The sequence below is a fragment of the Campylobacter sp. CN_NE2 genome, from assembly GCF_027797465.1.
In the GTDB taxonomy this organism is placed as follows: domain Bacteria; phylum Campylobacterota; class Campylobacteria; order Campylobacterales; family Campylobacteraceae; genus Campylobacter_B.
This window is the reverse complement of record NZ_CP115608.1, coordinates 416111-439652: the sequence shown is the minus strand read 5'-3', so window position 1 is coordinate 439652 and position 23542 is coordinate 416111. Positions and strand designations below refer to the sequence as shown.

15 protein-coding genes and 1 tRNA gene are annotated in these 23542 nt (G+C 35.4%); 11 read left to right on the top strand and 5 right to left on the bottom strand.

The features are described from left to right. Window positions 1-95: 95 nt before the first annotated feature. Window positions 96-752, bottom strand: coding sequence for an NlpC/P60 family protein (locus tag PF028_RS02155; protein ID WP_270861324.1), 657 nt, complete (start codon window positions 750-752; stop codon window positions 96-98). Window positions 753-869: 117 nt separating this feature from the next. Between PF028_RS02155 and murA the strand changes: the two genes are divergently transcribed. From murA to PF028_RS02100, 11 genes are all read left to right on the top strand, one after another. Then, window positions 870-2132: a UDP-N-acetylglucosamine 1-carboxyvinyltransferase gene (gene murA / locus PF028_RS02150; RefSeq protein ID WP_270861323.1), complete on the top strand. Its 1263-nt coding sequence runs from the start codon at window positions 870-872 to the stop codon at window positions 2130-2132. Further along, the gene (locus PF028_RS02145; RefSeq protein WP_270861322.1) at window positions 2129-3316 is read left to right on the top strand and encodes a molybdopterin molybdotransferase MoeA; all 1188 of its coding nucleotides are present in this window, start codon (window positions 2129-2131) and stop codon (window positions 3314-3316) included. The genes murA and PF028_RS02145 overlap by 4 nt, the downstream gene beginning before the upstream one ends. A gap of 40 nt (window positions 3317-3356) precedes the next feature. Then, window positions 3357-3431: transfer RNA gene (locus tag PF028_RS02140), tRNA-Gly, on the top strand. Between the two features lie 25 nt (window positions 3432-3456). Next, window positions 3457-4008, top strand: a complete 552-nt coding sequence (locus tag PF028_RS02135; RefSeq protein WP_270861321.1) for a UbiX family flavin prenyltransferase — start codon at window positions 3457-3459, stop codon at window positions 4006-4008. Beyond that, complete coding sequence (gene coaD / locus PF028_RS02130; protein ID WP_270861320.1) at window positions 4005-4475, top strand: pantetheine-phosphate adenylyltransferase; 471 nt, start codon at window positions 4005-4007, stop codon at window positions 4473-4475. Before PF028_RS02135 ends, coaD begins: the two co-directional genes overlap by 4 nt. A 3-nt stretch (window positions 4476-4478) precedes the next feature. After that, complete coding sequence (gene tmk, locus PF028_RS02125; protein WP_270861319.1) at window positions 4479-5075, top strand: dTMP kinase; 597 nt, start codon at window positions 4479-4481, stop codon at window positions 5073-5075. Further along, a complete protein-coding gene (gene hisS / locus PF028_RS02120) occupies window positions 5072-6310 on the top strand; it encodes a histidine--tRNA ligase (RefSeq protein WP_270861318.1) in 1239 nt (412 codons plus the stop codon). Before tmk ends, hisS begins: the two co-directional genes overlap by 4 nt. Further along, window positions 6303-8138, top strand: a complete 1836-nt coding sequence (speA, locus tag PF028_RS02115) for a biosynthetic arginine decarboxylase (protein WP_270861317.1) — start codon at window positions 6303-6305, stop codon at window positions 8136-8138. The genes hisS and speA overlap by 8 nt, the downstream gene beginning before the upstream one ends. Before the next feature lie 8 nt (window positions 8139-8146). Continuing rightward, on the top strand, window positions 8147-8845 hold the full coding sequence (gene cysE / locus PF028_RS02110; protein ID WP_270861316.1) for a serine O-acetyltransferase: 699 nt from the start codon (window positions 8147-8149) through the stop codon (window positions 8843-8845). Window positions 8846-8923: 78 nt separating this feature from the next. Further along, window positions 8924-10096, top strand: a complete 1173-nt coding sequence (locus tag PF028_RS02105) for a pyridoxal phosphate-dependent aminotransferase (protein ID WP_270861315.1) — start codon at window positions 8924-8926, stop codon at window positions 10094-10096. 320 nt (window positions 10097-10416) lie between these two features. Continuing rightward, the gene (locus tag PF028_RS02100; RefSeq protein ID WP_270877204.1) at window positions 10417-19638 is read left to right on the top strand and encodes a hypothetical protein; all 9222 of its coding nucleotides are present in this window, start codon (window positions 10417-10419) and stop codon (window positions 19636-19638) included. A gap of 64 nt (window positions 19639-19702) precedes the next feature. Here the strand turns inward: PF028_RS02100 and lpxD are convergent, their stop codons facing one another. The 4 genes from lpxD to PF028_RS02080 all read right to left on the bottom strand — a co-directional run bounded on the left by lpxD (window position 19703) and on the right by PF028_RS02080 (window position 23505). Beyond that, window positions 19703-20650, bottom strand: coding sequence for a UDP-3-O-(3-hydroxymyristoyl)glucosamine N-acyltransferase (gene lpxD, locus PF028_RS02095; RefSeq protein ID WP_270861430.1), 948 nt, complete (start codon window positions 20648-20650; stop codon window positions 19703-19705). A 21-nt stretch (window positions 20651-20671) separates the two neighbouring features. After that, the gene (gene ilvN / locus PF028_RS02090; protein ID WP_270861429.1) at window positions 20672-21148 is read right to left on the bottom strand and encodes an acetolactate synthase small subunit; all 477 of its coding nucleotides are present in this window, start codon (window positions 21146-21148) and stop codon (window positions 20672-20674) included. Between the two features lie 11 nt (window positions 21149-21159). Beyond that, window positions 21160-22845: an acetolactate synthase large subunit gene (locus PF028_RS02085; RefSeq protein ID WP_270861428.1), complete on the bottom strand. Its 1686-nt coding sequence runs from the start codon at window positions 22843-22845 to the stop codon at window positions 21160-21162. Between the two features lie 114 nt (window positions 22846-22959). Continuing rightward, a complete protein-coding gene (locus PF028_RS02080) occupies window positions 22960-23505 on the bottom strand; it encodes a hypothetical protein (RefSeq protein ID WP_270861427.1) in 546 nt (181 codons plus the stop codon). Window positions 23506-23542 lie beyond the last annotated feature (37 nt).

Sequence of the window (23542 nt, the reverse complement as noted above, 5' to 3'; positions counted from 1 at the left end):
CTTAATTTTATTTTAAAAAACTTGTTATTTTACTTATTTAAGGCTTAATATAACTTAAAATTTGATAAATTTAAGTTATATTTTATTTGGAAATTTTAATTCACTTTCCCAAATCCTGCGAAGCGATTTGAAGTAAGACAGCTTTTATCATTTCTTTTACAAACAACTATATAGCTATTTTCGATTTTTTTGCCGTTTAAATGGATATTTTTCTTATTTAAATTCATATAATCACTTTTATTTTTTCCGCGCGTATTATGCACAAAACGAATTCTTCCGTCAGGGTAAATTTCACGAATAACGCCGATATGGCTAATCTCACCGTTTATTTTATGTTTATTTGTGCGAAGCGTATTTTGAAAAAACACCAAATCACCGATTTGTGGTTTTTCGTTGCTTAGGCGTTTTTTGTTTCTATAATAATTAAAAATCGCCTGAGTTTTGCGTTTATTTGTGTAAAATTTATTTAGTTCGTTATTATCAAAAAAAACCGACTTATGCTCATTATTTAGCACGGTTATAAATCCGCTACAATCCCCGCCCTTTTTCGTGCCGATATATTTATCAATACTTTCTAGCAAACCAGCATGTTTTTTTGCCCTTTGTTCCGGGCTTTGAGCTAAAAGCAGTGCTTCAAATTCTTTATCTAACTCAAAAAATTCAGCTTCACTTATATCATTATACGGGCTTTTAAAAAGCGAACAGCCGATAAAAAGTGTCGCAAAAAGAAATAAATTTACAAATTTAAACATATCAAATTCCTAAATTTTAGTTTTCACGAAAGCGATTTTAACATAAAAAAATAATGAAATGGTTAATTTATAAGCTAAATTTTGTATAATTATAGGATTTTTTATTTTGGAGAGATTATGTATTACTTACAAATTCAAGGCGGAAGCAGCCTAAGCGGCGAAGTGAAAATCAGCGGTGCAAAAAACGCTGCATTGCCACTTATCGCGCTTACTATACTATCTAAAAATGAAGTAAATATTAAAAATTTGCCCGATGTTTCTGACATAAAAACACTTATTTTATTACTTTCAAATTTGGGTTCAAAATTTGAATTTATCACGCCAAATCACGCTAAAATCGATACAAAATCTATAAATTCGACAAAAGCAACTTATGACATAGTTCGCAAAATGAGAGCTTCGATTTTAACTCTTGGACCACTTCTTGCTAGATTTGAGCATTGTGAAGTAAGTTTGCCGGGGGGTTGCGCGATTGGGGCTAGACCTATTGATTTGCATTTAAGTGCATTAGAAAAAATGGGCGCAAAAATCGACATTAAAGAAGGCTATGTCGTTTGCGATGCAAAAGGCGGTTTAAAGGGCGCAAATATATCTTTTGATAAAGTAACCGTTACAGGAACGGAAAATATCATCATGGCAGCAGCCCTAGCGCACGGAGAAACAAAGCTAATAAATGCCGCAAAAGAACCAGAAGTGGTTGCACTTTGCGAAGCTTTGGTAGAAGCAGGAGTAAAGATTAGCGGTGTCGGAACCGATGAAATAACGATACAAGGAAGCGGCGGAGAGCTACTTGATATAAAAGAAATCAGCGTAATTCCCGATCGCATAGAAGCTGGAACCTACCTTTGCGCTGGTGCCATTACAAAATCAAAAATTACCGTAACTAGCGTAAATCCAAATCATTTGGGTGCGGTTTTGGCTAAATTTGAAGATATGGGTTTTAAATTTGATATAAATGACGATAAAATCACTATTTTGCCACCTGAAATAATAAAACCTGTTAAAATCACAACTGCTGAATATCCAGGCTTTCCGACCGACATGCAAGCGCAATTTATGGCACTAGCGTGTGTGGCTAAGGGCACAAGTGTCATCGACGAAAGGCTTTTTGAAAATCGCTTTATGCATGTCAGCGAACTTTCACGCATGGGAGCCGATATTAAACTAAACGGGCATATCGCCACCATTAACGGCAAAGCTTTAAATTCAGCCGATGTTATGGCGACTGACCTGCGTGCTAGTTCTGCGCTTGTTTTGGCTGCTCTTGTAGCAAACGGCACGACAAAGGTGCATAGAATTTATCATCTAGATCGTGGTTATGAAAAACTCGAAGAGAAATTTCGAAAACTTGGCGCAAAAATAGAAAGGCTTGAAGAGTGAAAAGCTTAGATGAAGCGATAAATTCGGTAATCTCGTGCTTAAATTCAAACCTAAAAAGCGAATTTGTAAATTTAAATGTAGCTTTGGGACGAGTTTTAGCTATGAGCTTTAAGGCATTACGAAATTCGCCCGTTTTTGATAACTCTGCACTCGACGGATATGCCTATAATGTCTCATTTAAGGGCGAATTTTTGCAACCAGTAGAACCTACTATTTTTGCAGGTTGCAAAGAAATTTATGAAATAAAAGAAAACGAAGCACAAAAAATAATGACCGGCGCACCCTTTCCAAAAGGCGCAAATTCGGTAATTCGCCTTGAAGATGCCGAATTTGAAAATGGAAAATTAAAAATGCCAAAAGATCCAAAATTTGGCGACGGACACCGAAAAATGGGCGAAGAATTCGCTAACGGCGAAATTCTCATACAAAAAGGCGAAATTTTAACTCCGACAAAAATCATGCTTTTAGCTTCGCAGGGCGTAAGCAAAATAGAAGTTTTTACTAAACCCAAAATCGCCCTATTTTCAAGCGGAGATGAGCTTTTGAATTTAGGCGAAAAGGCTGGTAATTTTGGCATTTTTGATGCAAATTCTCATGGCGTATCTGCCCTACTTTTATCTAACGGCTTTGAGTGCGAAAATTTAGGCATTATAAAAGATGATTATGGCGTGGTTTTGGATACTTTGAAAAAAATTTTTGAAAATTATGATATAGTTATCACAAGCGGCGGTGCTAGTGTCGGAGAAGCCGATTTTATGGAAAAAGTAGCACAAGAACTTGGCTTTGAAAATATTTTAAATGGAGTAAATTTAAAACCGGGCGGAAAGCCTATGAAATGCTTCAAAAATGGCGAAAAACTATTTTTTATTCTTCCCGGAAACCCTATGGCGGCTTATATTTTATCGCTTGTTTTTATTTTGCCGATTTTAAGGTATTTAAGCGGAAATTTGCACTTTAAAAATATCGAATTTGACGCCGTTTTGGAAGGAAATTTAAAATTTAGCCCAAAAAGAGTAAATTTGATTTTGGGCGAATTTAATGAAGGTAAATTTATCCCAAAATTTGATAAATTTAGCTCTTTTATGATTTCTCCGTTAGCAAATTCTAGCTTTGTTTTTTTAACTCCGCTTGGTAAAGAGTGCCTAAATAACGGCGATTTAATAAAAATTTTAAAGGCATATTGACAAATGAGAAAAATTTTAGTAAAATCACATTTCTTTTTTTGCGGGAATAGCTCAGTGGTAGAGCGCGACCTTGCCATGGTCGATGTCGCGAGTTCGACTCTCGTTTCCCGCTCCACTTCCTTTTTTAAAAGATCTCAAAAATGAAAATCTTAGTTTGCATTAGCGGTGCTAGTTTTGCTGGTTTGGGGCTTGATTTATTACAAAATTTATCAAATACAAATCACGAAATTTACGCAATCGTAAGCCAAAATGCAAAAATAGTTTTACAAAAAGAAGAAAATATCAAATTTAACCAAAACGAATTTAAAAATGTCATTTTTTTTGATAATGACGACATTAGCGCAAGTGTCGCATCAGGGTCATTTGGTATAGAAAAAACGATAATAGCGCCGTGCTCTGTAAATTCTCTTGCAAAAATCGCCAACGGAATTTGCGATACGCTTATCACAAGAGCCGCCGCGGTTGCACTAAAAGAGCAAAAAAAGCTGATTCTAGGTGTCAGGGAAATGCCATTTAGCCCTATTTCGCTTCGCCAAATGAGCGAATTAGCAAATTTAGGCGTAATAATCGCGCCACCTGTGGTTGCAAACTACGCAAACTGCGAGAATTTGGGTGATTTAAAAAATTTTATAATCGGAAAGTGGCTTGATTTATTAAATATTGAAAATGAAATTTATAAAAGGTGGAAATGATGAAATCGTGCATTTATCCGGGGACTTTTGATCCTATTACAAACGGACATGTTGATATTATAACACGGGCTTTGGGAATTTTTGATAAAGTCTATGTGGCGGTGGCAAAAAGTGAGAGCAAAAGTCCGTATTTTGACCTTGATTTGCGTGTAAAAATGGTAAAAATAGCACTTAAAGATATGCCAAATGTCGAAGTCATGGGTTTTGATAACCTGCTTGTTGATTTAGCAAAAAGCCTAAATACTAAATTTGCAATTCGCGGTCTTAGGGCGGTTAGCGACTTTGAATACGAACTTCAACTAGGCTATGCAAATAACTCGCTTTGGAGCGAATTTGAAAGCGTATATCTTATGCCAAGTCTAAAAAATGCCTTTATTTCAAGTTCGATTGTCCGCACTATTTTTAGACATGGCGGCGATGTTTCGCATTTGGTTCCAAATGAAATTTTGCCGTATTTAAAAGGATAAGAGTTGCTAATTACATTCGAAGGAATCGACGGTGTTGGAAAAACCACGCAAATGGAGCTTTTAAAGCAAATTTATCCAAATGCAATTCTCACAAGAGAACCGGGCGGAACCGAATTTGGTAAAATTTTACGCAAAATTTTACTAAATGAAAACGGCGAAAAAAATGAAATAAAATCAAAAAATGCAGAAATGTTTCTATTTTTGGCTGATCGAGCCGAGCATTACGAAAAAGTCGTAAAACCAAATAAAAATGAGCTTATTTTATGCGATCGCGGCTTTATCTCAGGCATTTCTTATGCTTTGGCAAATGATAAAGATGCAGATTTTAACGAGCTTGTAAATTTGAATAAAATCGCACTGCAAAACGATTTTGGCGATAAATTTATATTTTTTAAAATCAGCGAAAATGATTTAATGGCGCGATTAAAAGAGAGAAATATAGAATTTGATCGTATCGAAAAACGGGGAATTTCATATCTTATGCAAGTCCAAGAAAATATGCAAATGTGCCTAAAAGCCCTAAATTTAGACTTTTTAACAATCAATGCAGTAGAAAAAATATATGAAATTCACGAAAAAATCAAGGAGTTTATAAAATGATAAAAGCACTTCGCGGAATGAACGATCTGTTTGACGAAAAAGCAAAACTTTACACAAAAATAGTCCAAATTTGCGAACAAGTCGCAAAAAACTACGGATATGAATTTATAGAAACACCAAAGCTCGAAGAGACGGCACTTTTTAAGCGAAGTGTGGGCGAAAGTAGCGACATTGTCGGCAAAGAAATGTATGAATTCAGCGATAAAGGCGGAACTAGCGTGTGTCTTAGACCGGAAGGCACAGCTGGGGTGGTTAGAGCCTTTATAGAAAATAAATTTGATAGAGCAGGCGGTGTGCGAAAATATTATTATTTTGGCAGTATGTTTCGCTACGAACGCCCGCAAAAAGGTCGTTTGCGTGAATTTCATCAATTTGGCGTAGAGTGCTTCGGACAAGGAAGCGTTTATGAAGATGCAAGTGTGATTTTGATGCTAAATGAGATTTTAAATCGCCTTGAAATTCGCACCACGCTAAAAATAAACTCACTAGGAGATAGCGAGTGCATGCCAAAATACAAAGAAAAATTAGTGCGATTTTTGGACGCAAATAAAGCAAATTTATGCGAAGATTGTTTGCGCCGCATTGCCACAAATCCGATTCGAGTGCTTGATTGCAAAAATGAAAATTGTCAAAAAGTCTTGCAAAATGCACCTTTGATAACCAAAAATCTAAACGAAACTTGCCAAAAAGATTTTGAAAAACTACAAGTTATCTTGCGCGAGAATGGCGTTAAATTTGAAGTCGATGCGAAGCTTGTTAGGGGGTTAGATTATTATTGTAAAACTGCGTTTGAGTTTATCAGTGATGAAATCGGTTCTCAAAGTGCAGTCGGCGGCGGCGGACGATACGACCGCTTGGTAGAATTTCTTGGCGGTCGCCCTACTTTTGGTGTCGGCTTTGCTATCGGAATCGAAAGACTAATGGAAATTTTATCGTTAAAAGAAGCTAAAAAAGAGCGAGACGGCGTTTATATCTGTGCGATGGACGAAAAATATATCGACAGAGTTTTTGCTTTGGGACAAGAACTTCGCAAATTTATAAAAACCGAAATCTCTTACGAAGCAAAAAATTTAGCCAAACACCTTAAAAACGCAGACGCAAAAGAAGCCGAAATTTTCCTTTGCATGGGCGAAAACGAAGCCCAAAAAGGTGAGCTTTGGTATAAAAATTTGGTAACAAAACAAGAAAAAATGGTAAAATTATCAAATATTAAAACGGAGATTGAAAATGCATGATTATGGATTAAATATCTGGGGAAATTCGAATTTTACGGTTGATAGCGGTAAAGTTTGCATAAATTCAGACTACAAACCGGCACTTGTCGATATTATAAAAGAAATTCGAAGTGATGGAATAAGAGGCCCTATTTTGCTTCGTTTTCCACACCTAATCAAAAAACAAATTGTCGATATTTATTCAAATTTTAATCGCGCGATAAAAGAATTCGAATACGAAGGCAAATTTCACGCAGTTTATCCGCTAAAAGTAAATCAATATCCCGGTTTTGTAAAAAATCTTGTCGAGCTTGGTAAGCCCTATGGATACGGGCTAGAAGCCGGTTCTAAACCTGAACTTCTTTTAGCTATGGCGTATAATAACGAAAATGCGCCAATTACCGTAAATGGTTTTAAAGATAAAGAGCTTATAAATATCGGTTTTATCGCCGCTGAAATGGGGCATAATATCACGCTTACAATCGAAGGTCTAAACGAGCTTGAAACAATAATCCAAACCGCAAAAGAACGCTTTGCGCCAAAACCTTTTATAGGGCTTCGAATTCGTCTGCACAATTCAGGTAGCGGAATTTGGGCGAAAAGTGGCGGTATAAATTCTAAATTTGGTCTAACTTCGACTGAACTTATAGAAGCTATAAATTTGCTAAAAGAAAACAATTTAATCGATAAATTTACAATGATTCATTTTCATATCGGCTCGCAAATCACTGAAATTCACCCGCTTAAAAAAGCTTTGATAGAAGCCGGAAATATCTATGCCGAACTACGCAAAATGGGTGCAAAAAATTTAAAATCGATAAATTTAGGCGGCGGTTTGGCGATTGAATATTCGCAGACAAACGAAACCACAAGCAGAAATTATACACTAAAAGAGTATGCAAACGATGTTGTGTTTTTACTAAAAACTATCGCCGAGCAAAAAAATGTCGATCAGCCTGACATTTTTATAGAAAGCGGTCGCTATGTAGCGGCGAACCACGCTGTTTTGGTGGCTCCTGTGTTAGAGCTTTTCACACAAGAATACACAGAAGCAAAACTTGCTCTAAAAAAAGAAAATCCGCCTGTGGTCGCTGAGCTGTATGATTTGTATAAAAGTTTAAAGCCGTCAAATGCACTCGAATATCTCCATGACGCCGTTAGCCACATGGAAAGCGTTTTAACGCTTTTTGATTTGGGCTATGTTGATTTAATAGATCGCTCAAACGGCGAAATTCTCGTTCATCTCATACTTCGCAAAGCATACGCTATGCTTGGAAATAAACAAAATTTTGAAGAATTTATCAAATTTCAAAATGAAGTGCAAGAAAAATATCTTGTAAATTTTTCATTATTTCAGTCTTTACCTGATTTTTGGGGCTTGGGACAGCATTTTCCGATTATGCCGCTTGAAAGGCTAGATGAGCGCCCTACTTTATCGGCATCCATTTGGGATATTACTTGCGACAGCGACGGCGAAATCGGCTTTGATAGTAAAACAAATCCGCTTTTTTTACACGATATTAACCCTGAGCTCGAAGAGTATTTTTTGGGATTTTTCCTTGTGGGAGCCTATCAAGAAGTTTTAGGTATGAATCATAATCTTTTTGCACACCCGACAGAAGCGACTGTGATTTTAAAAGACGGCGGATACGAAATAGAAAATTTAATAGAATCACAATCAGTTATCGATATACTCGAAGATATGGATTATGATGTTTATGAAATTCGCGATACGCTAAATGAGAGAATAGAAAAGTCAAATTTAGTCGATGAAAAGCAGAAAAAGCACATTTTAGGCGAACTTTATCTATTTTTAAATGATAATAGCTATCTAAAAACAATTCAATAAGGAAAAAAATGAGTTTTTGGCAAATTTTAAAAGAAGACTTTACCGAACCAAAACGCCAAGATCCGGCGTATAACGGAATTTGCGATCTGTTTTTTTGCTATCCGGGCGTTTGGGCGTTAATCAACTATCGCTTTGCTCACTTTTTTTACGAGCGAAATTTCAAACGCCTTGCAAGATTTATTTCTGGGGTTTCGCGCATTTTTACGGCGGTTGATATAAATCCGGGTGCTAAAATCGGGCGAAATGTATTTTTTGACCACGCCACAGGCTTGGTTATCGGCGAAACTGCCGAGATAGGAAATAACTGCCTTATTTATCAAGGTGTTACGCTTGGCGGAGTTAGTTTAGGAAAAGAAAAACGCCACCCGACACTTGAAGATGGCGTCGTCGTAGGCGCGGGAGCAAAAATTTTAGGAAATATTACAATCGGAGCAAATTCAAAGGTCGGAGCAAATTCGGTCGTGGTAAAAAACATACCTGCGAATTCCACAGCCGTTGGCGTTCCTGCACGAGTTGTCGGCACTTGCGAAAAAGATCCGTTTGCGCACGATAAAATTCCTGATATTTCAAAAGAGCTTATCAAGTATCTCATCGGCAGAATTGAAAATTTGGAAAATTGCCTAACCGACAATAATATCGAGCTTGGCATAAAAGATAGAGAGCTAGATAAAAAATATGAATCTTACTTAAATTCGCTAAAAAATTAACATTAAAATTTGCTGAATTTAAGCTATTTTTTAAGCCGATTTTGGTATAAATAATGTTTGCTAAATTTAGGAGGAAATATGATACTTTCAAATCGCATAGGAAGACTTAGCGAGAGCCTTACAATCGCAATTAGCTCAAAAGCAAAAGAACTAAAAGCACAAGGAAAAGATGTCGTTATTTTTAGTGCAGGCGAGCCTGACTTTGACACGGCGGAAGTTTCTAAAAAAGCCGTTATTGACGCAATGGAAAAAGGCTGCGGTAAATACACACCAATACCTGGAACAAATGAAATCTTAAACGCTGTTGTCGGTAAATTAAAACGAGATAATAATTTAACTTATAAAACTAGTCAAATCATCACAAATGTAGGCGCAAAACACTCATTATTTAACATTTTTGAGTGTATTATAGATGGCGGCGATGAGGTCATAATCCCTGCACCATACTGGGTAACCTACCCTGAAATCGTTAAATTTTGCGGTGGAAAACCTGTCATCATCGATACAAAAGCCGAAAATAGATACAAAATCACAGCAGAAGAGCTAAAAAAGGCAATTACGCCAAAAACAAAAGCCCTTGTGCTTTGCAGTCCTAGCAATCCAAGCGGTGCAGTTTATAGCAAAGAAGAGCTTGAAAGCATAGCAGAAGTGCTAAAAGGCACCGAAATTTTGGTTTTAGCCGATGAAATTTACGAAAAAATCATTTTTGATAAAAAATTTGTAGCCGTTGCAAGTATCAGCGAAGATATGTTTAGGCGAACTATCACTATAAACGGACTTAGCAAGTGTGGAGCGATGCCAGGTTGGAGATTTGGATACTGCGCGACTGCGATTGATGAGCTAGCAGCAGCTATGCGAAAACTTCAAAGCCAAAGCACAAGCAATATTTCAAGCATAGTTCAAGCAGGTGCGATTCCTGTTTTAAACGGCGAAGCTGATGATTATATCGAAATAATGAGAAAAGAATTTGGGAAACGCCGTGATTACGCCGTAGAAGCGATAAATGCGATTGACGGACTAAGCGTAGTTAAACCTGACGGTGCGTTTTATCTATTTATCGACTGCTCAAAGGTCGAAAAAGATAGTATGAAATTTTGTATGAATTTGCTTGAAAATGCGCTAGTAGCGACTGTGCCGGGCTGTGGGTTTGGTATGGACGGACATTTTAGAGTTAGCTTTGCTTGTAGCATGGACGAGCTAAAAACAGGCATTTCACGCATAGCCGAATTTGTAAAAAACTATAAAGCTTAATAAATTTGCAAATTTAAATCCGTAAATTTAGCTCAAATTTACGGATTTTTCTTTTAAATTCTTATTTTATCATTATTTTGTAATTCGTTTTTTTTTTTTTTTGTTTTGATAAACTTTTTTATTTTCTTAAACTTCTTGATAAATTTAATAAATAAACATTATAAATCAGTCCTATTTTGTGCTATTTGAAAACATATACTAGGCTACTTTTAGCAAATTTAGGATATAAAACATAAAATATATAATTTTTTATGCTAGAATCGGGATATAAATCAAAAAAAGAGTTTTTGATTTATATTTGTTACGCAAAAGGATTTGCTATGAAAAACCATAAATTTAACAATTTCAGTCTTGTTTTGGCTTCATTTTTATTTGCTGTTGGTGGCGTAAATATCACAAATGCAGCTATAATTGACGGAGCAGAATTGGTTGGTAATAGTTATAGAGGTGGCGGTACTGGTCATTCTACCAATACAAATCCTTCTGAAAATAATGTTACTATTGCCAATAGCGGTAGCGGTCAAACTTATACAACAGGTACAACTATTTATGGTGGCTATTTAAATGCCACAGGGAATGTTTTAAATAATAATGTATTCGTAACACAAATACAAGATACAGCGCCATTAAACTTACATCAAATACAAGGCGGTTTTAGCACACGAGCATCTAGTGGCGGAACCGAGACTGCAAGACAGGTAAATAACAACTCTGTTGTAATAACAGCATCAAATATTCAAGCTAATATATGGGCAGGTAGAGTCAATGGTACTTATGCAGGCAGTGCTAAATATAACACAACTATAATATCTGACTCAAATGTTACTCATAATCAATTAAGAGGTGCTATATCATATCCAAACAAAAGCACGGCAGATTATAATACACTATATGTCAAAAACAGCACAATGTATGCCAGTGGCAATAGCTATGAAATAACAGGAGCAATTGTCCAAGAAGACAACATTGGAAATACTAAGGATATAGGTACTGCGAGCTATAATCAGCTCATCTATGACGGAGTTACGACATATACTGACAGATATAAAAACTCTACTTCTAAAAATTTATTTGGTGGTGCTGGAAAACTAGGCAAAGCAAACAATAACCGAATATATGTAAGAGATTTAAATAAAGATGCAGATGATAGCGTCGTTACGATACAAACCAATGTCGTAGGCGGTGGAACTTGGAGAAATGATTCAGGTGGCGCAGAAGAAAATATAGCTGTTGTAGTTGGTGATAGCAAAGTCGCAAATGTCTATGGTGGTGCAGTAGGATTTGATGCTAATGGTAATCCAGGAACTGGTGAAAAAACAGGTGCAAATAAAAATTTAGTCATTTTAGATTTATTGGACAATGGAAAAGTCACAGAAAATGTATATGGTGGATATGTATCCGATGGGACAACTGGCGGAACTACGACAGGCAACGCCGTGTATGCCTTATCTGGAACAGTAAAAGGAAGCATAGTCGGTGGCAATAAAGACAATAACAATACCCTAATCCTAGGCAAAGACACAAGTAGTATCGGTACTATAAATGCAGGTGCAATTACTGGATTTGATAGTTTGCAATTCAATACTCTTGAAAAAAACGGCAAAGCTGTGTTAAATTTAACCGGGAATAAGGGTTCTGATTTAAATAACACTGAGATTAAATTTTTGCAAACTACCCTAAATACAGACACCGTCCAAGTAAGAGTCGGTGGCGAAAATAATGACACATTGGGTATCAAATATAGGGGTGATGGAAGCGGTGGAGCCAAGGCAATAGAAGCACTAACCAAAAATGCCGTTTCTTATAACGCAAAAACACTGGATAAAATTTCTGTTGTTACAGGTGGTGCTACGGCAAACAATGACATAGACGAAAACTTGACACGAGAAGATGGCTCATCCCAAGCAAATTACGGCATAGGTGATACGCTTAATTATACATACGACAATACAACTGTCGATTTAACTAAACCGGGCAAATACTATTTAATAAAATCTAATGAAAATTTGGAACACTACGATAAGATAAAAATTGCTGAACCGCAAAACGAAAAACGCAAAGGCGATAAAATCAAATACGAAAACAACCAAACAATAGAATTAGAGATAGTCGATGCATATCAACCTGACCAAGTTTATAGAATTTTAGACAAAGATACCTACACAAGAAATCTACGCGGTATGTTTGTAGAAGATAATAAAAGTCTTTTAATTACAGGAACAGACAGCATAGTAGAAGACTGGAATAGTGAGACTAAATTTGACAGCAATGAATTTACTCGATTTAACCAAGTCGACAACAAAGGCAACAGAATTTACATTGAAACAAACGCAACAGCAAATGCAGGTAATCTTAACGGTAAAACAATCTATGGCGGATATAGCGATAACAATGATACAAGTAACAACAACATCTATATCAATCAAGGTGCAAATTTAAGTAACGCTACAATCATAGGCGGATATTCTAAATCAGGTACAGTTTCAAACAACACTGTTGATTTAAATAATACTAGTGTAATAGCAGATATTACACTAGCTCAAACTGACGACGGAATCATAGATATAGCTACAAATAAATTAGTTAATGCAGATAATCAAAAAATAACAGGCTCTTTAACAGTAGCTAAATCAGATTCTGCAAATTTAGAAAACGCTACTTATACAATGCCTAAGAACATAGAAATAACAGGGGATTTCATCTTAGCTAATAGCAATAGCGGAAATACTTCAAATAATACACTAGATGTAACAAATGTAAAAGCTACAAATATCTATGTAGGAAAAAGCAGTAGTGGTGAAGCTTCAAATAATACTATCAACATAAAAGGCGATAAAGTAGAAGGTAATATTTATGTAGGATATAGCCAATCAGGAAATACAAATAACAATATCGCAAACTTTGAAAAAGGTGAAGTTACAGGAACAATCTATGGTGGAAACAATGGCACAGGCAATACTCTAAATGTAAAGGATACCAAGCTAAAAGCAGGAAATGTGGCTAACTTCCAAGTTATAAATTTCGACAATAGCAAGTTAGCTTCTACTAAGGATAATAATGCTAATGCAGCTTTGATTATAACTAAAAATGAAGCAACTGATTTAAGTGGAGTTAGAATAGATATTTCAAATAACCCATACAATATAGAAAACAATCCGGGTTATGCTACGCTAGATAAAAATAGCAAATACTATCTAATCCGTAATGAAAACAGCACATTAACAAACTACGATCAAATCACAAATACCCCTATGCCAAATCCAAGTAGCACAGTAGGAAATGGAGATATAGCAGTAGGCGCACTTCAAACAGATCAAATTTACAAGATAAAAAGCTCTGCTTTATACACAAGAAATCTAGCAGGTATGTTTGTAAGCAGTGATAAAAAAGATCTTTATATAACAGGTGCAAATGAAGTAGAAGAAAACTGGTCTAACAGCGATAACGAATTTAACAGTAATGAATTTATTAAATTCGGCAAACCTGATAACAAAGATAATCATATCTATATCGAAGCAAACGCTGGTAATTTAGGTGGTAAAACAATCTATGGCGGATATAGCGATAACAATGATACAAGTAACAACAACATCTATATCAATCAAGGTGCAAATTTAAGTAACGCTACAATCATAGGCGGATATTCTAAATCAGGTACAGTTTCAAACAACACTGTTGATTTAAATAATACTAGTGTAATAGCAGATATTACACTAGCTCAAACTGACGACGGAATCATAGATATAGCTACAAATAAATTAGTTAATGCAGATAATCAAAAAATAACAGGCTCTTTAACAGTAGCTAAATCAGATTCTGCAAATTTAGAAAACGCTACTTATACAATGCCTAAGAACATAGAAATAACAGGGGATTTCATCTTAGCTAATAGCAATAGCGGAAATACTTCAAATAATACACTAGATGTAACAAATGTAAAAGCTACAAATATCTATGTAGGAAAAAGCAGTAGTGGTGAAGCTTCAAATAATACTATCAACATAAAAGGCGATAAAGTAGAAGGTAATATTTATGTAGGATATAGCCAATCAGGAAATACAAATAACAATATCGCAAACTTTGAAAAAGGTGAAGTTACAGGAACAATCTATGGTGGAAACAATGGCACAGGCAATACTCTAAATGTAAAGGATACCAAGCTAAAAGCAGGAAATGTGGCTAACTTCCAAGTTATGAATTTTACAGGCAATATAGATTCTACTAAAAATGATAATACCAGTGCAGCTTTGATTATAACTAAAAATGAAGCAACTGATTTAAATGGAGTTAGAATAGATATTTCAAATAACCCATACAATATAGAAAACAATCCGGGTTATGCTACGCTAGATAAAAATAGCAAATACTATCTAATCCGTAATGAAAACAGCACATTAACAAACTACGATCAAATCACAAATACCCCTATGCCAAATCCAAGTAGCACAGTAGGAAATGGAGATATAGCAGTAGGCGCACTTCAAACAGATCAAATTTACAAGATAAAAAGCTCTGCTTTATACACAAGAAATCTAGCAGGTATGTTTGTAAGCAGTGATAAAAAAGATCTTTATATAACAGGTGCAAATGAAGTAGAAGAAAACTGGTCTAACAGCGATAACGAATTTAACAGTAATGAATTTATTAAATTCGGCAAACCTGATAACAAAGATAATCATATCTATATCGAAGCAAACGCTGGTAATTTAGGTGGTAAAACAATCTATGGCGGATATAGCGATAACAATGATACAAGTAACAACAACATCTATATCAATCAAGGTGCAAATTTAAGTAACGCTACAATCATAGGCGGATATTCTAAATCAGGTACAGTTTCAAACAACACTGTTGATTTAAATAATACTAGTGTAATAGCAGATATTACACTAGCTCAAACTGACGACGGAATCATAGATATAGCTACAAATAAATTAGTTAATGCAGATAATCAAAAAATAACAGGCTCTTTAACAGTAGCTAAATCAGATTCTGCAAATTTAGAAAACGCTACTTATACAATGCCTAAGAACATAGAAATAACAGGGGATTTCATCTTAGCTAATAGCAATAGCGGAAATACTTCAAATAATACACTAGATGTAACAAATGTAAAAGCTACAAATATCTATGTAGGAAAAAGCAGTAGTGGTGAAGCTTCAAATAATACTATCAACATAAAAGGCGATAAAGTAGAAGGTAATATTTATGTAGGATATAGCCAATCAGGAAATACAAATAACAATATCGCAAACTTTGAAAAAGGTGAAGTTACAGGAACAATCTATGGTGGAAACAATGGCACAGGCAATACTCTAAATGTAAAGGATACCAAGCTAAAAGCAGGAAATGTGGCTAACTTCCAAGTTATAAATTTCGACAATAGCAAGTTAGCTTCTACTAAGGATAATAATGCTAATGCAGCTTTGATTATAACTAAAAATGAAGCAACTGATTTAAGTGGAGTTAGAATAGATATTTCAAATAACCCATACAATATAGAAAACAATCCGGGTTATGCTACGCTAGATAAAAATAGCAAATACTATCTAATCCGTAATGAAAACAGCACATTAACAAACTACGATCAAATCACAAATACCCCTATGCCAAATCCAAGTAGCACAGTAGGAAATGGAGATATAGCAGTAGGCGCACTTCAAACAGATCAAATTTACAAGATAAAAAGCTCTGCTTTATACACAAGAAATCTAGCAGGTATGTTTGTAAGCAGTGATAAAAAAGATCTTTATATAACAGGTGCAAATGAAGTAGAAGAAAACTGGTCTAACAGCGATAACGAATTTAACAGTAATGAATTTATTAAATTCGGCAAACCTGATAACAAAGATAATCATATCTATATCGAAGCAAACGCTGGTAATTTAGGTGGTAAAACAATCTATGGCGGATATAGCGATAACAATGATACAAGTAACAACAACATCTATATCAATCAAGGTGCAAATTTAAGTAACGCTACAATCATAGGCGGATATTCTAAATCAGGTACAGTTTCAAACAACACTGTTGATTTAAATAATACTAGTGTAATAGCAGATATTACACTAGCTCAAACTGACGACGGAATCATAGATATAGCTACAAATAAATTAGTTAATGCAGATAATCAAAAAATAACAGGCTCTTTAACAGTAGCTAAATCAGATTCTGCAAATTTAGAAAACGCTACTTATACAATGCCTAAGAACATAGAAATAACAGGGGATTTCATCTTAGCTAATAGCAATAGCGGAAATACTTCAAATAATACACTAGATGTAACAAATGTAAAAGCTACAAATATCTATGTAGGAAAAAGCAGTAGTGGTGAAGCTTCAAATAATACTATCAACATAAAAGGCGATAAAGTAGAAGGTAATATTTATGTAGGATATAGCCAATCAGGAAATACAAATAACAATATCGCAAACTTTGAAAAAGGTGAAGTTACAGGAACAATCTATGGTGGAAACAATGGCACAGGCAATACTCTAAATGTAAAGGATACCAAGCTAAAAGCAGGAAATGTGGCTAACTTCCAAGTTATGAATTTTACAGGCAATATAGATTCTACTAAAAATGATAATACCAGTGCAGCTTTGATTATAACTAAAAATGAAGCAACTGATTTAAATGGAGTTAGAATAGATATTTCAAATAACCCATACAATATAGAAAACAATCCGGGTTATGCTACGCTAGATAAAAATAGCAAATACTATCTAATCCGTAATGAAAACAGCACATTAACAAACTACGATCAAATCACAAATACCCCTATGCCAAATCCAAGTAGCACAGTAGGAAATGGAGATATAGCAGTAGGCGCACTTCAAACAGATCAAATTTACAAGATAAAAAGCTCTGCTTTATACACAAGAAATCTAGCAGGTATGTTTGTAAGCAGTGATAAAAAAGATCTTTATATAACAGGTGCAAATGAAGTAGAAGAAAACTGGTCTAACAGCGATAACGAATTTAACAGTAATGAATTTATTAAATTCGGCAAACCTGATAACAAAGATAATCATATCTATATCGAAGCAAACGCTGGTAATTTAGGTGGTAAAACAATCTATGGCGGATATAGCGATAACAATGATACAAGTAACAACAACATCTATATCAATCAAGGTGCAAATTTAAGTAACGCTACAATCATAGGCGGATATTCTAAATCAGGTACAGTTTCAAACAACACTGTTGATTTAAATAATACTAGTGTAATAGCAGATATTACACTAGCTCAAACTGACGACGGAATCATAGATATAGCTACAAATAAATTAGTTAATGCAGATAATCAAAAAATAACAGGCTCTTTAACAGTAGCTAAATCAGATTCTGCAAATTTAGAAAACGCTACTTATACAATGCCTAAGAACATAGAAATAACAGGGGATTTCATCTTAGCTAATAGCAATAGCGGAAATACTTCAAATAATACACTAGATGTAACAAATGTAAAAGCTACAAATATCTATGTAGGAAAAAGCAGTAGTGGTGAAGCTTCAAATAATACTATCAACATAAAAGGCGATAAAGTAGAAGGTAATATTTATGTAGGATATAGCCAATCAGGAAATACAAATAACAATATCGCAAACTTTGAAAAAGGTGAAGTTACAGGAACAATCTATGGTGGAAACAATGGCACAGGCAATACTCTAAATGTAAAGGATACCAAGCTAAAAGCAGGAAATGTGGCTAACTTTAATATTATGAATTTTGCAGGAAATATAGCTTCTACTACTGATGTAGCAAGTTCAGCACTTATTTTGAGTTCTGCTAATGATGATACGAATTTAGACGGAGTTGAAATTTGGTTAAATGGAAACAAGTATAGCTCAAATTCTGATTATGGACTTAGTGCAAATCAAAAATATTATTTGATTGCTCACGAAAATAAAGCAAATGTAAATTATAAAAAATTGGCAAACTATACCTACGGAGCCGTTGAAAAGACAATAGGTGACGGCTCGGTTGCAATCGATGTAACACAGAGCGATCAAAATTATAGAATTATTGATAGTCAAACTTATACACGAAATTTACGCGGTATGTTTGCTGATGCAACGGCACAAAAAAATATCTATATAATAGCTAACAGTGAAATCAAAGAAAATATAGGTTCTTCAATAGGTGATGATGTATTTGAAAAATTTGGTAAATCAAAAACAGGTAATACTGTTACGATAGATCCTGACGATAAAAATAGTGATTTAGATTTAAGCAATACAGCTATCGGCGGAAGCGATAGCACAGGCAATACACTAAATGTCGGCAAAGACAATACAAATCCTATAAAAATGAATAAAATTAAAATCAGTAATGTTACGAATTTTGATACTATCAATATGTATTTACCTGATCCAAAACCTAATGAAACTGTTATAGAAATAAAAGATGGAAGCAATACCGATGTATCTAAGTCAAATATTAATGTATTTATCAACGATGTTAGTAAATTTACAAGTGGTAGAATTCATCTTTTAAAAGCTGATAACGGACAAGTTGTCTCAGATCCTAGCACTGTAAAAGTACAAATCGGTGCTATCGCAACTGCTGAAACAAATTCGCTTGATTTGGTTTATAAAGGCGGTTCTGGCGGCACAAGCACAGATCAAACTAAAATTTTTAACGAAGCTAGACTTGGTGGGCTTGGTGCTCTTTGGCAAGGACAATATCTAATCGCAAATCACTTAGATAGAGTAATCCCGGATGCATTTTCTGAGCTTTTCCCTTATGCTATAACAGAAAGTTATGACAAGCGCTTTAACACAGGCTCTCATGTCGATACGCGTGGTTTTAATGCAAATGCAGGTTTTGCTAGCAAAGGCACAAATAGCAGTGGCGAATTTACAATGGGACCATTTTTAGACTATGGTTTTTCAAACTATAATGCCTATCTTGATGACGGCACACATGGGGATGGCAAAAACTACTACATAGGCGGTGGTTTCTTTGGAAAACAAGAAAATAACTCAGGCTCATATTTTGAAGCGACATTTAGAATCGGTCAATTAGTTACCGAATTTAACGGAGATTTGACATTAAACGGAGTTAGAGAAAATTATAATTTTGATTTAAAATCAACTTACTATGCTTTCCATGCGGGGCTTGGAAAAGTTTATGATTTAAATGCAAATAATAATTTAGATATTTACGGACGATTTTTTTACACCCATATCGAATCTGCCGATACTACACTTAACGGCACTAAAACCGAATTTGACGCAGTTCAATCTAAAAAAATCAGACTTGGTTTCAAAGATGATTATAAATTTAATGAAAATCACGCTATTTACGCAGGTGCAGCCTATGAGTATGAATTTGATTCAAAAGCCGGCGGTAGAGTGCTAGTCTTAGGTAGCAACGCAGAAATGAAACAACCAAGTTTGCGTGGTTCAACGGGTATTGGCGAAATAGGCTATCAATACAAAAAAGATGAAACGCTTAAATTTGATGTAGGCGTAAAAGGCTATGTCGGCAAACAAGAGGGTGTAAGTGCGCAAATGGCAATTAGCATTGCGTTTTAATCGAACTAATTAAAATTTCAAAACCAAAGTCGTTTGTGCGACTTTGGTTTTTTTGAATTTGGTATTATTTATCTTTAAAAAATCTAACTATTTTTGCACTAAATTTAAGGTGTTCTTTGAGTTCCATTATTGGGTGGTATCCGGCGTAAGCTTTTCCGCCTTCTAGGTTTCTATTTACTCCGCCACGCGCTGCGACTTGTGCGAAGTCGCCGACACTCACATGTCCTGTACTTCCGCTTTGTCCGCCCATGACGACATTTCGTCCAAGCGTCGTTGAACCAGCAAGTCCCGTTTGCGAAACTATCAAACAACCTTCCCCTAAAACGCAGTTGTGTCCGATTTGAACGAGATTATCGATTTTTGTGCATTTTTTGATAAGCGTAGTTTCAAAAACAGCCCTATCAATCGTCGTGCAAGCTCCGATTTCGACATCATCTTCAAGCTCGACAATTCCATTGTGATAAATTTTTATATGTCTGCCCTCTTTGGTATGAGCATATCCAAAGCCGTCGCTTCCAATGACTGCGTTTGCTTGAATTTCGCAACGATTTCCGATAATAGTATCGTTATAAATAACGACATTTGGGTGAATAATGCAATCATCGCCGATTTTAACATTTTCGCCGATAAATGCACCGTGCATTATCACGCAGTTTTCACCGATTTGCGAATTTGAACCGATATAAACATTTGGCATAATGTTTGCAGAACCAGCTATTTTTGGCTCGATTTTTTTACCGATTAGTGGTTTTGCAAAATATTTGCTTAAAATCGCAAATGCTAAATGCGGATTTTCGCACTCTAACGCAATAGCCGAATTTAGCACAGCCGTGCCTTTTTTAACTAGCAAAAATCCGGCTTTGCTATCAGCGATAAATTTAGCATTTTTATCGCTATCGCAGTAGCTTAGCTCGCTTGCAGTGGCGTTTTTTAGCGAATTTAAAGCCGAAACTTCAAAATCTTTTCCGTTAAATTCGATATTTAAAATCTCACAAATTTTTGAAAGTTTCATCTTTAAATCCTTTAAAAAAATTTATATATCAAGTGCAACCGAACCGCTTCGAACGATGTCAATTGGATTGTATTTTTTGATAGTCTTTAAAAAGCCGTCGATTCTAGTCGAATCATCACACGCCATTAAAATTAGGCAATTTTCATCGCTATTTACAACGCTTCCGTTATATGCACTTAAAAGCGCATCAAGTCCTGCCAAACTTTCATTTAGCGAAATTTTTACTAAAACCATCTCTTTTTCGACAAATTCGGCATCTTCAATAACCTTATAAATAGGAATAAGCTTGTGAAGTTGCTTTACAATCTGTTCTATTACCCTTTTATCGCCCGAAGTTACGATTGTAAAACGGGATAAATTTGTATTTGGAATCGGAGCGACTGTAAGGCTATCGATATTATAACCACGCCCTGCAAAAAGCCCTGAAATTCGGCTTAAAACGCCGTGCTCGTTTAAAACTATAACAGAAATTATTCTTCTTATGCTTTCATTACACATTTTTCGCCCTTTTAATCCAAAATCATATTATATAAAGCACCGCCAGCTGGAACCATAGGCAATACATTTTCAAAGCGATCGATTTTAACTTCGATAAAACTTACTTTGTCGCTTTTTAACGCTTCGCTAAGTGCATTTTCAAATTCGGCTTTTGTCTTAACACTAAATCCAATACCGCCGAAGCTCTCGATTAATTTTACAAAATCAGGTTGAAGTTGTAAATTTGTAGATGAAAATCTCTGTCCGTAAAATAGCGTTTGCCACTGTCTAACCATACCCAAAAAGTTGTTATTTAGTATAATATTTACGACATTTAGATTATTTTCAACCATTGTCATAAGCTCTTGGATATTCATTAAAACTGACCCGTCTCCGACAAAATTTACAACTTGATTGTTTGGTTTTGCAAATTTTGCTCCCATTGCACTTGGCATACCAAAGCCCATTGTGCCAAGTCCGCCACTAGTTAGAAGTGTGCGTGGTTTTTTAAACGGATAAAACTGCGCTACCCACATTTGGTGTTGTCCGACATCAGTTACGATAATAGCGTCATCGTTTAGCATTTGGGCTGTTTTTTTAACAACCCATTGCGGTTTTAAAACTTCATCACTATCTTTAAATTTAAGCGGGTGAATTTCATCATACTTTTTGATTAGCTCTCGCCAATCTGCGTAATTTTCACTAGAAACTTCTTCTTTTACGCGTGGGAGCATCTCTTCTAAGACAGATTTAACATCGCCGACGATTGGAAAGTGTGCATTTACGATTTTTGAAATCGAACTTGGATCAATATCAACATGAATAATTTTTGCATTTTTTGCAAATTCGCTAAGTTTTCCTGTAACCCTATCATCAAATCTCGCGCCCAAAGCGATAATCAAATCGGTTTCGCTCATCGCCATATTTGCGGCATAGCTTCCGTGCATTCCTACCATACCAAGGCGATTTGGATCATCGTAATTTAAACTACCCAAAGCCATTAATGTTTCAACTGTCGGAATTTGCGTGATTTCAACAAATTCTCGCACCAAATCACTAGCATTTGAAGCTATAACGCCGCCACCCAAATACAAAATCGGTCTTTTTGAATTTGCTATTAGTTCTACGGCTTTTTTGATCTGTTTTGCGTTGCCTTTGTAAGTCGGTTTATAAGTCTGCATTTTTATATCTTTCGGATAATCAAACTCTCCCATAGCCGCACTTACATCTTTTGGCACATCGATATGAACAGGGCCCGGTCTTCCAGAACGAGCGATATAAAATGCTTCTTTTAAAATTCTAGGAAGTTCGGAAATATCTTTTACTAAATAATTATGTTTTACACAAGGGCGAGAAATGCCGATAGCATCGATTTCTTGGAAAGCGTCGGTTCCGATTAGCGAATTTGCAACCTGACCACTAATTAGCACAAGCGGAATCGAATCCATATAAGCAGTTGCTAATCCTGTTACGGCATTTGTAAAACCCGGACCACTTGTAACAAAAGCAACGCCGACTTCTCCGCTAGCTCTTGCGTATCCGTCAGCTGCATGGACGGCTGCTTGTTCGTGACGAACAAAAATATGTTTGAAATAATCTTGTTTGTAAATCTCGTCGTAAATGTTAAGTGCAGCCCCGCCTGGATAACCAAACGCCACTTTAACGCCCTCTTCACGCAAGGCTTCCATAATCATCTGCGAACCGTTTAAATTCTGCATATTTATACCTTTTTGATAAAGTTAATCTTGTATTATAATCAAAAATTAGCCAAATTCGGCTTAAATTTGCAAATTTAACATTAAATTTAGCTAAAATGTGAAAAATTTACACACTTACCAGCGTTTTTGAAATTCAAAATTTATTTCACCGCTTATGCAAATGTTATCTCCGTTTATAAAACAATCCCTGTTTCTTTGTGGAATTCTATGCGGGTTATCGTATCTGCGATTTGGAATTCTATGCGAGTTTCGATACGGCGGTCTTAGGCTACCGGTTTCTGTGATAGTTATATCTCCATAGGTGCTTTGGCGGCGGTATCTTGGCGGAGCATGTATTATGCGTGTTTTTTCTACCACTTGCACGGGCTGGATAATGGTTTTAGGTTCTTCTTTTGGCTCTTCTTTAACAACTGGTTTTTCTTTTTCTTTTATGTCAAAATTTTCTTCTAAAATGCTAGTGTCGTATCCGTTAAAACCTGTGATGAGTTTTAGTTGATTTTTATCGGTGATTTCTTTGTTTTTGCGATAGTTTATAAGCATATCAGCCCTTCCTGCATCGAGTTTGCCAATCGTCATAAGTTCGTATCTATCGGCATCATTTATGTTTATTTTACCAAATGCGATTTCAAAAAAAATCACAATCAAAATAATTTTTTTCATCTACATTGCCTTTTTTAAAAAGTAATTAAATTTTATG

Coding starts and splice junctions, on each gene's coding strand:
- PF028_RS02155 (WP_270861324.1), bottom strand. CDS start 752: ATGTTTAAATTTGTAAATTTATTTCTTTTTGCGACACTTTTTATCGGC.
- murA (WP_270861323.1), top strand. CDS start 870: ATGTATTACTTACAAATTCAAGGCGGAAGCAGCCTAAGCGGCGAAGTG.
- PF028_RS02135 (WP_270861321.1), top strand. CDS start 3,457: ATGAAAATCTTAGTTTGCATTAGCGGTGCTAGTTTTGCTGGTTTGGGG.
- coaD (WP_270861320.1), top strand. CDS start 4,005: ATGATGAAATCGTGCATTTATCCGGGGACTTTTGATCCTATTACAAAC.
- hisS (WP_270861318.1), top strand. CDS start 5,072: ATGATAAAAGCACTTCGCGGAATGAACGATCTGTTTGACGAAAAAGCA.
- speA (WP_270861317.1), top strand. CDS start 6,303: ATGCATGATTATGGATTAAATATCTGGGGAAATTCGAATTTTACGGTT.
- cysE (WP_270861316.1), top strand. CDS start 8,147: ATGAGTTTTTGGCAAATTTTAAAAGAAGACTTTACCGAACCAAAACGC.
- PF028_RS02105 (WP_270861315.1), top strand. CDS start 8,924: ATGATACTTTCAAATCGCATAGGAAGACTTAGCGAGAGCCTTACAATC.
- PF028_RS02100 (WP_270877204.1), top strand. CDS start 10,417: ATGAAAAACCATAAATTTAACAATTTCAGTCTTGTTTTGGCTTCATTT.
- lpxD (WP_270861430.1), bottom strand. CDS start 20,650: ATGAAACTTTCAAAAATTTGTGAGATTTTAAATATCGAATTTAACGGA.
- ilvN (WP_270861429.1), bottom strand. CDS start 21,148: ATGTGTAATGAAAGCATAAGAAGAATAATTTCTGTTATAGTTTTAAAC.
- PF028_RS02085 (WP_270861428.1), bottom strand. CDS start 22,845: ATGCAGAATTTAAACGGTTCGCAGATGATTATGGAAGCCTTGCGTGAA.
- PF028_RS02080 (WP_270861427.1), bottom strand. CDS start 23,505: ATGAAAAAAATTATTTTGATTGTGATTTTTTTTGAAATCGCATTTGGT.